General features: G+C 31.9%; 13 protein-coding genes and 2 pseudogenes. 5 read left to right on the forward strand and 10 right to left on the reverse strand.

The annotated features are described in order from the left end of the window. Positions 1–128: 128 nt before the first annotated feature. Positions 129–1,295 carry an IS256 family transposase gene (locus tag MUA60_RS13700; protein ID WP_107611145.1) on the reverse strand — a complete coding sequence of 389 codons (1,167 nt, stop codon included), beginning with the start codon at positions 1,293–1,295 and terminating at the stop codon, positions 129–131. Between the two features lie 200 nt (positions 1,296–1,495). Between MUA60_RS13700 and MUA60_RS13705 the strand changes: the two genes are divergently transcribed. Both MUA60_RS13705 and MUA60_RS13710 read left to right on the forward strand, forming a co-directional pair. Beyond that, positions 1,496–2,035 (forward strand): transposase, encoded by a 540-nt coding sequence (locus tag MUA60_RS13705; RefSeq protein ID WP_262648703.1) that lies wholly within the window; start codon positions 1,496–1,498, stop codon positions 2,033–2,035. Between the two features lie 40 nt (positions 2,036–2,075). Beyond that, positions 2,076–2,939, forward strand: a pseudogene (locus MUA60_RS13710) (IS3 family transposase). Positions 2,940–3,124: 185 nt separating this feature from the next. Here the strand turns inward: MUA60_RS13710 and MUA60_RS13715 are convergent. Beyond that, positions 3,125–4,483: a YjiH family protein gene (locus tag MUA60_RS13715; RefSeq protein WP_262648706.1), complete on the reverse strand. Its 1,359-nt coding sequence runs from the start codon at positions 4,481–4,483 to the stop codon at positions 3,125–3,127. A 359-nt stretch (positions 4,484–4,842) separates the two neighbouring features. Between MUA60_RS13715 and MUA60_RS13720 the strand changes: the two genes are divergently transcribed. Then, a complete protein-coding gene (locus MUA60_RS13720) occupies positions 4,843–6,000 on the forward strand; it encodes an MFS transporter (RefSeq protein WP_262648707.1) in 1,158 nt (385 codons plus the stop codon). Between the two features lie 46 nt (positions 6,001–6,046). On the opposite strand, the gene MUA60_RS13725 is transcribed toward MUA60_RS13720, so the two are convergent. The 7 genes from MUA60_RS13725 to MUA60_RS13755 all read right to left on the reverse strand — a co-directional run bounded on the left by MUA60_RS13725 (position 6,047) and on the right by MUA60_RS13755 (position 11,608). Then, positions 6,047–6,559, reverse strand: coding sequence for an Asp23/Gls24 family envelope stress response protein (locus MUA60_RS13725; protein ID WP_204173708.1), 513 nt, complete (start codon positions 6,557–6,559; stop codon positions 6,047–6,049). A gap of 61 nt (positions 6,560–6,620) precedes the next feature. Then, positions 6,621–6,848: a DUF2273 domain-containing protein gene (locus MUA60_RS13730; protein ID WP_369919472.1), complete on the reverse strand. Its 228-nt coding sequence runs from the start codon at positions 6,846–6,848 to the stop codon at positions 6,621–6,623. 21 nt (positions 6,849–6,869) lie between these two features. Continuing rightward, complete coding sequence (amaP, locus tag MUA60_RS13735) at positions 6,870–7,409, reverse strand: alkaline shock response membrane anchor protein AmaP (RefSeq protein ID WP_025906320.1); 540 nt, start codon at positions 7,407–7,409, stop codon at positions 6,870–6,872. Positions 7,410–7,726: 317 nt separating this feature from the next. Further along, positions 7,727–8,743: a FecCD family ABC transporter permease gene (locus MUA60_RS13740; protein ID WP_262648710.1), complete on the reverse strand. Its 1,017-nt coding sequence runs from the start codon at positions 8,741–8,743 to the stop codon at positions 7,727–7,729. Further along, the gene (locus MUA60_RS13745) at positions 8,740–9,744 is read right to left on the reverse strand and encodes a FecCD family ABC transporter permease (protein WP_037590409.1); all 1,005 of its coding nucleotides are present in this window, start codon (positions 9,742–9,744) and stop codon (positions 8,740–8,742) included. The genes MUA60_RS13740 and MUA60_RS13745 overlap by 4 nt, the downstream gene beginning before the upstream one ends. Positions 9,745–9,759: 15 nt before the next feature. Continuing rightward, entirely contained in the window at positions 9,760–10,563 is an 804-nt protein-coding gene (locus MUA60_RS13750) for an ABC transporter ATP-binding protein (RefSeq protein ID WP_262648712.1), read from the reverse strand. Between the two features lie 208 nt (positions 10,564–10,771). Continuing rightward, positions 10,772–11,608, reverse strand: coding sequence for a YitT family protein (locus MUA60_RS13755; protein WP_025906313.1), 837 nt, complete (start codon positions 11,606–11,608; stop codon positions 10,772–10,774). A gap of 301 nt (positions 11,609–11,909) precedes the next feature. On the opposite strand from MUA60_RS13755, the gene MUA60_RS13760 reads away from it, so the two are divergent. After that, positions 11,910–12,446, forward strand: coding sequence for a transposase (locus MUA60_RS13760; protein ID WP_262648714.1), 537 nt, complete (start codon positions 11,910–11,912; stop codon positions 12,444–12,446). Positions 12,447–12,454: 8 nt separating this feature from the next. Continuing rightward, positions 12,455–13,318 (forward strand): IS3 family transposase, encoded by an 864-nt coding sequence (locus tag MUA60_RS13765; protein ID WP_262650630.1) that lies wholly within the window; start codon positions 12,455–12,457, stop codon positions 13,316–13,318. A gap of 222 nt (positions 13,319–13,540) precedes the next feature. Here the strand turns inward: MUA60_RS13765 and MUA60_RS13775 are convergent. After that, positions 13,541–14,706: pseudogene (locus tag MUA60_RS13775) on the reverse strand (IS256 family transposase). Positions 14,707–14,975: the final 269 nt, after the last annotated feature.

Here is a 14,975-nt window from a genome sequence, read left to right on the forward strand (position 1 = left end):
TGTGTAATATCTTTAGAATGTAATCAACCTTTGGTTTTTTAATGAATCGAACAACTATATTTGTTTTGAAGTTTAAACAGATATAGTTGTTTGATCACTACTTATTTTTTAAAAAATAAGTAGCTTAATTAAGCGATAAATGGTCTGTTAGACTTATCAAATCTTTCTTGAATATCCATAAGTACTGCGCCAATTAATCTAAAAGCTGAATCTAGATTAGGGAATGTTTTAACTATTTTTTCTCGTTTTCTGAGTTGCATATTAATATTTTCAACTGAATTAGTAGTTCTTAGATTTTTATGATGTTGAGCAGGAAATCTATAGAATTGTGAGGCATCTTCGAAGCCTTCATCCAATATTTTAATAGCTTCCACATACTTAGGATTACTTTCATATTGTGCAATGAATTCATCTTTGAGCTGAACAGCGTGACGATATGTTGGTGCTTGGAATATTGATTTAAGTAACATTCTAGCTTCTTTAGAGTTCTTTTTAGGAAATCTCTCTACAATATTTTTAAGAAAATGGAATGTACAACGTTGCCAAGATGAATCAATAAACTGTGACTTAATAGATTTAATAAGTCCAGAATGCGCATCAGAGATAATAAGTTCAGGTGTTGTTAAACCACGCATTCTTAAGTCTTCAAAAAACTCTGACCAAGCTAATTCTGACTCTTGATTAGAAATTTTAAAGCCAATAATGTCGCGTTTTCTATTTTCGTTGATACCCATAGCGATATAAACACCTTTAGAAACAATTTTATTATTCTCTCTTACCTTAATGTGCATAGCATCAACAAATACATACTTATACTGATGACTAACAATAGGTCTACCAGCCCATTCTTTAATTTCAGGATCTAGGTTTTTTATTACGCCTGAAACAGTTGATTTAGACACAGATTTTCCCGTTAGGGATTCCACAATTTTATTAACATTTCTAGTTGAAACACCATTAATGTATGCTTCTGTCATCGCTAAAATAAGCGATTGGTCAGAACGCGAATATTGATTAAATACTTCAGTTGTAAATTCACCGTCACGTGTTCTTGGAACTTTTAATGTCAGATTGCCAATAGGCATCAGGAAATCACGCTCATAATAGCCATTACGTTGTGCGTTTCTTCCTGAATTCTTTTGTTTATATCCAGCATTAACATACTTGTCTCTTTCCATTTCCATGTATGCATTTATGACAGTCATAGCTATTGTTTTCATAGACGCATTCATATCACTTCCAAAAATAGCACTTGCCAATTCTTCATAATCTAAGTTAACATTTAATTGAGTCATATATAGTCACCTCTACAATTTTTTCTTAGTCGATTACATTGTACCAAAGTGAGCTATATGTGGCTCTTTTTTTATTACACAATTATATGGACATATTCTATCTCTTGGCTTTACTCGTTACTTAAGCCATGACTTCAGCTATCTCTGATGTGAACCCAAATATTTGAACTAAACAAATCAAAATATTGGGGTGCATTCTAATGAGGAAAAAATATGAATTTAAATTCAAACTAAAACTTGTAAAAGAATATTTAGAAGGACATCAAAGTTATAGAACAATTGCTTTAAAATATGGTATTTCAAGTTGGTCTGTCCTTCGGATTTGGGTCAATCAATATAAAGAGTTTGGAGAAGAAGGTTTAGAAATAAAAAGTAGAAATACTGTTTATACTAGCGAATTTAAATTATCTGTTTTAAAATTTAGACAAGAAAATATGTTGTCTTATCAAGATACTGCGAATCACTTTAGAATTATTAATCCTATTATCATTGCCAATTGGCAACATCAATTTGATGAAAAGTGTCGTCTTGATATAGATAATAAACAAAAGGGACGATCTCACACTATGACTAAAAAACGATCTAAATCAGATAATAAAAATTTACCTTTAAATGAAAATGAACGTGAAGAACTTGAAAGACTTAGAAATGAAAATGAACGTGAAGAACTTGAAAGACTTAGAAATGAAAATGAGACGTTAAAGGCAGGTATAGCTTATCAAAAAAGTTACAAGCCTTGACCGACATTTACGGAAGCAAAAATCAGAAATAGTAAAGGTCATTAAGGAACTAAATGAAACATATAATATACGATTAAGTATCTTATTTAAAGTCGCTCAAATAGCTAAATCTGTATACTATTATTGGATAAATAAATTTAGTAAAGCTGATAAAGATGAAACATTGATTCAAGTAATAAAAGAAATATGTGAAGAATCAAACCATACCTATGGTTATCGTCGTGTTACACAAGCACTAAGAAATAGAGGTCTTATCGTAAATCATAAAAAAGTACTAAGAATTATGAAAGAACATAATCTAACTTGTACAAAGTTCACACATAGAGGTCGTAAGTATCGTTCCTTTAAAGGTAAAGTTGGTAAAGTAGCTCAAAATATATTAAATCGTAGATTTAAAACAAGTCTCCCATTTCAAAAAGTCGTAACAGATATTACAGAGTTCAAATTAATGAATGGTCAGAAATTATATTTATCACCTTTTATGGACTTATATAGTTCAGAGATTATCAGCTTTAAAATCTCAAGTCGTCCTACATTAGATATAGTCATCAATCCATTAAAAGAAATGATAAAGCGTCGTCCAAACCTAGATCATCGTTTAACGATTCATTCAGATCAAGGCTGGCATTATCAACATTCACAATACACTAGATTATTAAAAGACCATAAAATATTTCAGAGTATGTCTAGAAAAGGTAATTGTCTAGATAATTCAGTTATGGAAAACTTTTTTAGGTTACTTAAACAAGAAATGTATTATGGCCAAGAATTTAAAGATTTTCAGGACCTTTAACAAGCTATTCATCGATATATCGATTTTTATAATAACGAAAGAATCAAATCAAAATTAAAAGGCTTATCTCCCAAAAATTACAGGAGACAAACCTTTGAAATAATATACTAATTAAGGTTTAGATTTTTGGGTTCAGTAAACTCTTGGCTTTATTCAGCACTTAAGCTAAGACTTGAACGATCTCTTGGCTTTATTCAGCACTTAAGCTAAGACTCAAAACCGCCTCATCCCCCACAACCATTCCCAAACATACAAAAACGACAGGGGCACATCATGCCTCTGTCGCTTTTTTTAGTTTAGAAGAATATATGAGCTAATATAACAATTATTGGTAGCGCTATGATTGTACGTATAATATAAATCATAAATAGTTTCCCTAGGCTAACTGGTATTTTCGAACCGAGTATAACGCCCCCTACTTCTGATAAATATATTAATTGTGAAATACTTAAAGCACCTACGATAAATCTTGTCATATCACTTGGTACATTACTAATCAGTAATGATGGTAAGAACATATCTGCAAAACCGATTAATAATGTTTCAGACATTTCTTTTGCATATGGTATTTGCATTAATTCTAATAATGGTACAAATGGTGCGCCTAATATACTAAATGTTGGTGTATATTCTGCAACAATAGTTGCTAATGTCCCGATTGTCATAACAACTGGTAATACTGCTAACCACATATCCAATACGGTCTTCACACCGTTAATAAAGAATTGTTTAAGGTCAGGTGATTTTACAGCTTTTTGAGTTGCTTGTTCAAATCCCCATGATATTGGATTATGTGTTTTAGGAATTGTTTCATTTAATTGCTCAGTGCTTCCGTTTGAATACTTATCTGGAATTTGTTTAAGTGGCCAAATTCTAGGCATGATAAACGCTGCTACAACACACGCTAAAATAACTGATAAATAAAATTTAAAGAAATAATCCATTAAACCGATTGTTTGAGCAATGACAATTGCAAATGTGATAGATACAACAGAGAATGTTGTTGCAATGACAGTTGCCTCTCGACGTGTATAAAATCCTTGTTCATATTGTTGACTTGTAATCATAACGCCTACAGTTCCATCACCAATAAATGATGCTAGATTATCAACAGTTGATCTACCAGGTAATTTAAATGCTGGTCTCATAATTGGTGCAAACATTGGTCCTAAAAATTCTAATAAACCAAAGTCCATTAATAATGGTAAAAATAAACCTGCAAAGAAAAATACGGCAAGTAATGTTGGTAATAAATCATTGTAAACCATTAATCCGGTATTTTTATTTACAACTACACCTGGTCCGAAATCGAAATATATAAATATTGCAAATATCGCACCTATTATTCTAATTACGACCCAAATCCAATTGACGTTAAATAATTCGTTCGTTATAGATCTCTTATTAGAAGAACTGAATATCGTAGAATAGATTAATGTCATTACTGCAGAAAAACTAATTAAAAGCATAATAATTAGTCCTACATAGTCACCTAACCAATCTAAAGCTGTATTTGCAAGGTATGCAACAGGTAAACTTGTTTCCTTTTCCCCTTTATCGTCAGTTACCGTTACAGGCACTAAAAATAAATATATTCCTAACAATGATAATATAATAAACTTTAACCTTCCTACTAAAACGCTCGTCTCTTTCATATTTTCTCTCCTTTTCGCAAGACTAACTATACACAATAATTAATAAATATTCAATACTATTCATCTCTAATTTTATTATATATTTTTATGTAAGCGCTGTCATTATTTTTAGTAAAAATAAAAGAATTATTAATCATAATATACTAATGTATTTATTATATTTTTCCTTTGAATATTTTTAATTTTCAAATAACTATTTATTATCCGTATAATATATAGATCAATTCCATTTAATTCTTTCAATTTATACCTTAAAAACACCTTATATTTCTGATTGTTCGGGTATTAAATTTTATCTGTATTTTTACAAATCACACTGTTATAATCATGATTATATGTCAAAGAGAAGGAGTTATATGATGTCGAAACCTCGATTAATTACATTTATGTTAAGCGTATTTGTTGTGGGAATGGTTGAATTAATGATTGCAGGTATACTTACTTTAATGAGTAAAGATTTGAATGTATCAGAAGCAATTGTAGGACAACTTGTAACAGTTTATGCATTAACATTCGCAATTAGCGGACCCATACTTGTTAAACTGACTAAGAATGTCTCACCAAAGACTGTATTATTAGTAAGTATGATTATATTTATTTTAGGAAACGGGATTATTGCGATTTCACCTAACTTTACAATACTTGTAATAGGACGAATATTATCTTCAGCCGCTGCAGCAATTATTGTCGTGAAGATCTTATCTTTAACTGTTGTGTATTCAAAACCAAGCGAACGCGGGAAAATGATTGGTCTTGTTTATACTGGTTTCAGTGCAGCGAACGTGCTTGGTGTTCCTCTAGGTACAAAAATAGGAGACTTAGTAGGTTGGAGAATGTCGTTTGTATTTATATCTACAGTTGGTATTATTGCGCTTATACTTATCATTTTTAATGTCGCAAGCAATAAAATTGATACGCTAGAATCTTCTAGTCAAAGTCAAGATTACAAAGTCGTTCATCCTTTAGAAATTGTAAAATATTTAAGCATTACTTTCCTTATATTAGCGGCAAATTATGTTGTCGTAACGTATATTAGTCCATTATTATCTGTGTATGGATATGATTTAAATATTGTATCACTCGTACTACTTGTTGCTGGTATCGGTGCAATTATCGGTACGTCATTAGGTGGATATATTACAGATGCATTAGGTAGTAAAAAGTGGCTATTAATTTCATTAAGTACTTATACAGTACTCATGCTTGTATTTGAACAATTCTTACCGATACTTGTTATTACATTAATTGGTGTATTTGCTTGGAATATTGTCCAATGGGGATCAAATCCACCTATCCAAATCGGTATTATCTATCAAATTGAAGGAGATACAAGTGCAGCGATGAGTTGGAACATGTCTAGTTTAAATGCAGGAATAGGTGCTGGTTCATTATTAGGTGGGATATTCGTATCATACTTTAATGTCGTATCTAGTTTATATGTAGCAGGTGCATTAAGCTTTATTGCATTCTTGATTTGTTTAACAATTAAAAAACAACCAAAGGCGGAGAAAGCATAAAAAAAAGCGAGTGAGATTAAATAATCTCACTCGTCTTTTTTATAGATTATTGTAATTCTTTATTACCTTTTGATTGGCCTTCATCATCTGATGATGAATTTTTTTGTTCGTATTCTTTTCTGCTCATTACATCATCAACGTGCATATTTACTTCAACAACTTCAAGTCCAGTCATATGTTTAACTTGTTCTTTAACTAAGTCTGCAACTTTTTTGAAGATTTTAGGAGCTGATTCGCCATATTCTAAAATTACTTTTAAATCTACAGCTGCTTGTTTTTCTCCTACTTCAACAGAAACCCCTTGTGTTACGTTATTTCCAGATGTGAAACGGTCAGTTAAGCTAGAAGCAAAGCCGCCTTTCATATCTAAAATACCTCTAACTTCTCTTGCAGCAATACCAGCAATTTTTTCTACTACTTCATCTGAAAATGATAATGTATTTGAAAATTGTTGCTCTTGAGCTTGAGCTTGTTGTTGTTGAGCTTCGCGCTCTTGTTCGTTTACCCCTGTTTGTTCATTGTAACTACTTTTTGCTTTGTTGTTGTCTACGTTTGCCATAATAGCTTCTCTCCCTTTAATTTATAATTTGTTTGTTTTCTTTATTTATATTGTAAGCAGTCTAACTTATTCTATTTAGGAAATTTAAGAACTGCTGTGTACAATCTTTAATATACCCCAATCCTACACCTATTAAACATAGGACTAGGATTAAAACTGTTTTCCAAAAACCAATAGTTAAAAATAGTACTGCTAATATTAACATTGCGATAAAACCAATAATTCTCCATTTATACTCTTTAATAAAATTAATGAATTGATTTGGATCTTGATTTTCATTTGGCATAATCGGAACCTCCTATCCTTAGTCTTATAAAACTCTTGTGTCACTCGATTTTTGATCTCTGACATTAATCTCAATATTTTTTACAGGTATTTCTGAGAAATGCTCAACATTTTGTTTGATATCAGATTTAATTCGATCTGTTAATGTTTGAATTTGACCTGTATCTGAAACAACAAAGAAATCAGCTTTGATTGTTGCATAAGATTTATTTTTCTTATTATACAGTTTCGCAATAACATTTGGTTGACGTACTTCATCGTATTTTTGTATTGTACGATAAATACATTTTTCAACTGAATTTCTCGTAATATAAATGTGACCATCCTCATAGTCACGATGTAAGCCTGGCTTTTTATGTGTTGGTTTAAATGTTGCAAAGAACATCAATATACCAAAGAATATTAATACGCCTGCACAAGCAATCAACGTTGGTTCAAACCAATTATATTTTAATAATTCTTGTTGATAGCTCTTAATTTGGCTAATATCCAAGTACATAAAAAGAAGCGTGCCTACAACTACTATTATGAATAAGCCTAGGAAAAAATTTTTTAATCTTCTCACTGGCAACTGCACCTCCTATGTAAAGTTCTATTACTACTCCTTGTTATACCCCTAAAATGATTTTTAAAACAAAATTTTATAATTTATGTATACTTTTTCGAAAAATTTTAATAAATCTTAGAATGTGTCGTGATTATAAGCACGAAAAGGGAGCGGGACAGAAATCTAATTTGTATAAAAAGATTTCGTAGTCCCGCCCCGGCAAGGATGACTAGAGTTGAAAAAAGCTTGCTACAAGCGCATTTCAATTCAGTCATCTACTGCCAATATACTAAAACAGGCTGAGACATTACTTTATGTCCCAGCCTGGGTTATGATTATATATGCGTTGATTTTTGCATTAAGTATAAGAAATACGGCGCACCAACTATTGCAACGATAATACCTGCTGGAAGTCCGTTAGGTTCTAATACAATTTTACCGATTGTATCTGCTACAACAAGTAAAATCGCACCATTTAACACTGCAATTGGTAAGTATAATTGATGTCTTGGACCAACAATACTTCTTGCGATATGTGGTCCCATTAAGCCAACGAAACCAATTCCGCCTGCTACTGAAACTGCAGCTGAAGATAATACTACAGCTAAGAATACGAGTAGAATTCTTTCTCTATTATTATTAATACCGAAAGAAACGGAAATTTGTTCATTCGTACTTAATACATTTAATACATTTGCTTTATAGAACAATAATGGCATAACAATTGCTAACCATGGGATAAATGCGAACACGAATGGCCATTCATCTCCCCATATGTTACCTGCGAACCATCTTGCGATAAATTCCATTTGATCTTGATCAAATGTAGACATAATTGTTATAGATGCTCCACTCAGAGCAGTAGATAAACCTACACCTATTAAGACCATTCTTACAGGGTTTATGCCTTCTCCACGTTTATGACTGAATATGAAAATAACCATTGCAGTTGCTAAACCACCGAGCATACTTACAAGTGGTAATACATATACAAAATCTCCTGCTTTTATCGTACCAACAACAAGAAATAGCGTAATCATAAATCCGCTTCCTGCATTAATACCAAGAATACCTGGTTCTGCTAAAGGATTTTTCGTAATACTTTGTAGAATTGCACCACTCAATGCTAAACTTGCGCCGGCAAGTATTGTAATAAGCATTCTAGGCATTCTAAATTCAAATAACACCATTGTATCTAACTCATTACCTTGTCCAAATATCGTCTTGAAAAATTGTGTAAAGGACATATTAAATTCACCAGTCGTCATGGCAAATCCCATTGAAGCAATAAGCGCAATCACTAATATAACAAATGTAATGCGTTGTTTTTTAATAACTTTAGGATGTATCATAGTATTTTACCGTCCCTTCTAACAAGATAAAGGAAGAACGGCACACCGATAATTGAGATTACAGCTCCAATAGGTGCTTCTCCTAACATTCTTGCAATCATATCTGCAAATAACAGAATAAAGCCTCCAAGTACTGCTGATAAAGGTATCACACGTTTATAATCTGTTCCAATCATAAATCGAACAATATGTGGCACCATTAAACCGACAAATGCGATTTGTCCAACGATTGAAACTGCAATACCTGCTAAGAACATTGTAGCAATTAAGCTTGTGTATCTTACAAATGTACTATTTTGGCCTAATCCTTTGGAAAGTGTATCACCTAAACTAAGTATAGTAAGTTGTCTACTCATAAAAATAAGAACAACTAAAATAACAATCACAACTGGTGTAGAAATCATAAGTTGTTTCCAAGTTGTACCACTTACACCACCAACACTCCAGAAAGTTAATGTTTGATTTAATCTAAATATTAAAGCAATTCCTTCACTTGCAGCTGTTAAAAGCGCAGATACTGCAGCACCCGCAAGTACTAACCTCATCGGGCTGAATCCACCTCTTTTAGATGAGCCTACACTCATAACGAGTATCCCACCTATAGCTGCACCTACAAATCCTGCAAGCATTAATGTGAAATAGCCTGCATTAGGTATAACGGCTAAAGTTAACGCAAGCATCATACTTGCACCAGCATTAAGACCTAATAAACCAGGGTCAGCTAAGCCATTACGTGTAACGCCTTGCATGACAGCACCGGATACAGCAAGTGCCATACCAACAATAACAGCACCTATTTCTCTCGGAATTCTGATTTCTCTTAATATATTATGTTCTTCTATTTTAGGATTATAATGAAAAATCGCATCATAAACCATTTGTATTGAAGTCGTCTTTGCACCAAATAAAAACGACAGAAGTAAAACAGCTACAAGCAAAATGATTGTAACTGTTAATATAATTGGATAGCGATTAGCTTTTAATGTTTTAGTCTGAGTCATTAGGTTGCCATCCTTTTATAACTTCGTATAGTGCTTACATAATAAATTATATGTTACAAGCATTGGTTTTCCAGTACGTGGATCTGTAGAAAGTTCTGCATCAATATTGAAGACTTCTTCTAATATTTCATTTGTAAGAACTTCTTCAGTTTGACCTTGTGCAACAATTTTACCAGACTTCATAGCAATTAAATGATCTGAGAAACGGATAGCTTGGTTAATATCATGTAAGACCATAATAATCGTACAACCTTGTTCTCTGTTTAATTCTTGTACAAGTTCTAAAATTTCTAATTGGTGTGAAATATCTAAATAAGTAGTTGGTTCGTCTAAGAAAATGATGTCTGTTTTTTGAGCGAGCGCCATCGCAATCCAAACACGTTGTCTTTGACCACCACTTAAATCGTTAATCGATCTATATTTAAATTCATGTGTACCTGTTACATTTAATGCCCATTCAATTTCCTCTTTATCTTGTTTAGATAATCTACCGAAACCTTTTTGATGAGGAAATCTACCATAAGATACGAGTTCTCCAACTGTTAATCCATCTGAAACATCAGGAGATTGAGGCAAAATAGCAATCTTTTTGGCTATTTCTTTAGTTGAAGTTGAATGCAAATTCTTACCGTCTAACAACACTTGACCTGTTTGTACATTTAAAATACGGCTTAAAGCTTTTAATAAAGTAGACTTACCGCAACCATTTGGTCCGATGATAGAAGTCACTTTGCCATCTGGTACTTCAAGATTCAATTCATTAACTATTAATTTGTCTCCATAACCTATTGAAATAGCTTCTCCCGTTAAACGATTCATAAAGAACCCTCTTTCCATTAAAATAAACTCTATTTATATGATAATTTCATTAATTGTATATTTTTGTAAATGATAATCATTATCATCATTCATATTCATGTATTATAGCATTTAATAGTAACTTTTTCTATCATTTTCTGTATATTTTCGTATTCCGTTCACAAAAAGAGGTTGGCACAATTAAAGTGTACCAACCTCTTTAACATTATTATTCATCTACTAAAAAGCCATTTCCAAGAACGTCTCTTACGTCATGGACAACGACAAATGCATTTTCATCGAATTTTCTAATCATGCGTTTTGTTCTAGAAAGTTGTGTCTTTGCAATAACAACATATAAGACATCTGTGTCTTTCTTAGAATAATAACCTCTACCATTTAGAATCGTACAACCACGACCAATTTGTTCATCAATCATTTTAGCGATTTGATCGGGATTTTGAGAAATAATTGTAACGGCTTTTTTAGGATTGAGACCTTCAATTACAAAGTCCATCACTTTTGTTCCTACATATAATGAAATCACAGTAAGTAACGCTTTTTCTAAAGGCATTACAGTAAGTGAAAACATCACGACGATAAGGTCAAAGAATAGTAGAGCATATGATGTATTTACGTCTAAATATTTATGCGCTATTCGGGCAAGAATCGTCGTACCAGCAGTCGTACCACCAGACAATACAATGAGTCCTATACCTAGACCAACCATGAAACCACCAAAGATTGTGTTAATTAAAATTTCATTCGTATGCACAACCCAAGATTCAGTCAGACCTAGAAATACAGAAATAGCAATAACAGCTATTATCGTATATACAGTACTTCTCTTGCTTAAAAATTTATAACCTAACGCAATTAAAATAGCATTTAAAATAAACGTAGACCATGCTGGTGAAATATCGAATGCATAAAGTAAGATTAAAGAAACCCCAGTTACGCCACCTTCACCTAAATTAGCAGAAATGATAAAGGCATTAACACCCGTAGCAAAAATAAAAGATCCTGCCAAAATTAATATCATATCTCGTAAAATTCTATTTTTCATGACCTTACCTCCTCTATATTTTTTAACAGACATATAGATACTACCACAATCCTCAAATCCCCTCAACATGCCGATTTTAAATAGAAGAATAATCATATAATGGATGTGGAATGGTGATGTGAAGAAAGTGGTTTGAATTGAAGGAAGTGATGGAGGTGCGAGAAATAGATGATGTCATGGCTTAATTAGGACATTAAGCCACGACTTGGATAATCTCTTGGCTTTATTCGGACATTAAGCCACGACTGATGTGAACCCAAATATTTGAACTAAACAAATCAAAATATTGGGGTGCATTCTAATGAGGAAAAAATATGAATTTAAATTCAAACTAAAACTTGTAAAAGAATATTTAGAAAGACATCAAAGTTATAGAACAATTGCTTTAAAATATGGTATTTCAAGTTGGTCTGTCCTTCGGATTTGGGTCAATCAATATAAAGAGTTTGGAGAAGAAGGTTTAGAAATAAAAAGTAGAAATACTGTTTATACTAGCGAATTTAAATTATCTGTTTTAAAATTTAGACAAGAAAATATGTTGTCTTATCAAGATACTGCGAATCACTTTAGAATTATTAATCCTATTATCATTGCCAATTGGCAACATCAATTTGATGAAAAGTGTCGTCTTGATATAGATAATAAACAAAAGGGACGATCTCACACTATGACTAAAAAACGATCTAAATCAGATAATAAAAATTTACCTTTAAATGAAAATGAACGTGAAGAACTTGAAAGACTTAGAAATGAAAATGAGACGTTAAAGGCAGGTATAGCTTATCAAAAAAAGTTACAAGCCTTGACCGACATTTACGGAAGCAAAAATCAGAAATAGTAAAGGTCATTAAGGAACTAAATGAAACATATAATATACGATTAAGTATCTTATTTAAAGTCGCTCAAATAGCTAAATCTGTATACTATTATTGGATAAATAAATTTAGTAAAGCTGATAAAGATGAAACATTGATTCAAGTAATAAAAGAAATATGTGAAGAATCAAACCATACCTATGGTTATCGTCGTATTACACAAGCACTAAGAAATAGAGGTCTTATCGTAAATCATAAAAAAGTACTAAGAATTATGAAAGAACATAATCTAACTTGTACAAAGTTCACACATAGAGGTCGTAAGTATCGTTCCTTTAAAGGTAAAGTTGGTAAAGTAGCTCAAAATATATTAAATCGTAGATTTAAAACAAGTCTCCCATTTCAAAAAGTCGTAACAGATATTACAGAGTTCAAATTAATGAATGGTCAGAAATTATATTTATCACCTTTTATGGACTTATATAGTTCAGAGATTATCAGCTTTAAAATCTCAAGTCGTCCTACATTAGATATAGTCATCAATCCATTAAAAGAAATGATAAAGCGTCGTCCAAACCTAGATCATCGTTTAACGATTCATTCAGATCAAGGCTGGCATTATCAACATTCACAATACACTAGATTATTAAAAGACCATAAAATATTTCAGAGTATGTCTAGAAAAGGTAATTGTCTAGATAATTCAGTTATGGAAAACTTTTTTGGGTTACTTAAACAAGAAATGTATTATGGCCAAGAATTTAAAGATTTTCAGGACCTTGAACAAGCTATTCATCGATATATCGATTTTTATAATAACGAAAGAATCAAATCAAAATTAAAAGGCTTATCTCCCAAAAATTACAGGAGACAAACCTTTGAAATAATATACTAATTAAGGTTTAGATTTTTGGGTTCAGTACAGACTTGGATAATCTCTTGGCTTTATTAGGTCGTTAAGCCACGACTTGGAGTCAAGTCCATATGTTTGTGTAATATCTTTAGAATGTAATCAACCTTTGGTTTTTTAATGAATCGAACAACTATATTTGTTTTGAAGTTTAAACAGATATAGTTGTTTGATCACTACTTATTTTTTAAAAAATAAGTAGCTTAATTAAGCGATAAATGGTCTGTTAGACTTATCAAATCTTTCTTGAATATCCATAAGTACTGCGCCAATTAATCTAAAAGCTGAATCTAGATTAGGGAATGTTTTAACTATTTTTTCTCGTTTTCTGAGTTGCATATTAATATTTTCAACTGAATTAGTAGTTCTTAGATTTTTATGATGTTGAGCAGTAAATCTATAGAATTGTGAGGCATCTTCGAAGCCTTCATCCAATATTTTAATAGCTTCCACATACTTAGGATTACTTTCATATTGTGCAATGAATTCATCTTTGAGCTGAACAGCGTGACGATATGTTGGTGCTTGGAATATTGATTTAAGTAACATTCTAGCTTCTTTAGAGTTCTTTTAGGAAATCTCTCTACAATATTTTTAAGAAAATGGAATGTACAACGTTGCCAAGATGAATCAATAAACTGTGACTTAATAGATTTAATAAGTCCAGAATGCGCATCAGAGATAATAAGTTCAGGTGTTGTTAAACCACGCATTCTTAAGTCTTCAAAAAACTCTGACCAAGCTAATTCTGACTCTTGATTAGAAATTTTAAAGCCAATAATGTCGCGTTTTCTATTTTCGTTGATACCCATAGCGATATAAACACCTTTAGAAACAATTTTATTATTCTCTCTTACCTTAATGTGCATAGCATCAACAAATACATACTTATACTGATGACTAACAATAGGTCTACCAGCCCATTCTTTAATTTCAGGATCTAGGTTTTTTATTACGCCTGAAACAGTTGATTTAGACACAGATTTTCCCGTTAGGGATTCCACAATTTTATTAACATTTCTAGTTGAAACACCATTAATGTATGCTTCTGTCATCGCTAAAATAAGCGATTGGTCAGAACGCGAATATTGATTAAATACTTCAGTTGTAAATTCACCGTCACGTGTTCTTGGAACTTTTAATGTCAGATTGCCAATAGGCATCAGGAAATCACGCGCATAATAGCCATTAAGTTGTGCGTTTCTTCCTGAATTCTTTTGTTTATATCCAGCATTAACATACTTGTCTCTTTCCATTTCCATGTATGCATTTATGACAGTCATAGCTATTGTTTTCATAGACGCATTCATATCACTTCCAAAAATAGCACTTGCCAATTCTTCATAATCTAAGTTAACATTTAATTGAGTCATATATAGTCACCTCTACAATTTTTTCTTAGTCGATTACATTGTACCAAAGTGAGCTATATGTGGCTCTTTTTTTATTACACAATTATATGGACATATTCCGACTTGGATAATCTCTTGGCTTTATTAGGTCGTTAAGCCACGACTTGGATAATCTCTTGGCTTTATTCGGGCATTAAGCACTTAAGCCAAGACTTGGCTCATCTCATGGCTTTATTCGGACTTTAAGCCATGACTTATGGGTTTACTCCGCCTTTAACTCACATCTTCCA

Origin of the sequence: Mammaliicoccus sciuri, from assembly GCF_025561425.1 — a bacterium.
Lineage (GTDB): Bacteria > Bacillota > Bacilli > Staphylococcales > Staphylococcaceae > Mammaliicoccus > Mammaliicoccus sciuri_A.

Excerpts from the sequence above, each read along its gene's own strand:
- MUA60_RS13700 (WP_107611145.1), bottom strand. The coding sequence starts at position 1,295 with ATGACTCAATTAAATGTTAACTTAGATTATGAAGAATTGGCAAGTGCT.
- MUA60_RS13705 (WP_262648703.1), top strand. The coding sequence starts at position 1,496 with ATGAGGAAAAAATATGAATTTAAATTCAAACTAAAACTTGTAAAAGAA.
- MUA60_RS13715 (WP_262648706.1), bottom strand. The coding sequence starts at position 4,483 with ATGAAAGAGACGAGCGTTTTAGTAGGAAGGTTAAAGTTTATTATATTA.
- MUA60_RS13720 (WP_262648707.1), top strand. The coding sequence starts at position 4,843 with ATGTCGAAACCTCGATTAATTACATTTATGTTAAGCGTATTTGTTGTG.
- MUA60_RS13725 (WP_204173708.1), bottom strand. The coding sequence starts at position 6,559 with ATGGCAAACGTAGACAACAACAAAGCAAAAAGTAGTTACAATGAACAA.
- MUA60_RS13740 (WP_262648710.1), bottom strand. The coding sequence starts at position 8,743 with ATGATACATCCTAAAGTTATTAAAAAACAACGCATTACATTTGTTATA.
- MUA60_RS13745 (WP_037590409.1), bottom strand. The coding sequence starts at position 9,744 with ATGACTCAGACTAAAACATTAAAAGCTAATCGCTATCCAATTATATTA.
- MUA60_RS13750 (WP_262648712.1), bottom strand. The coding sequence starts at position 10,563 with ATGAATCGTTTAACGGGAGAAGCTATTTCAATAGGTTATGGAGACAAA.
- MUA60_RS13755 (WP_025906313.1), bottom strand. The coding sequence starts at position 11,608 with ATGAAAAATAGAATTTTACGAGATATGATATTAATTTTGGCAGGATCT.
- MUA60_RS13760 (WP_262648714.1), top strand. The coding sequence starts at position 11,910 with ATGAGGAAAAAATATGAATTTAAATTCAAACTAAAACTTGTAAAAGAA.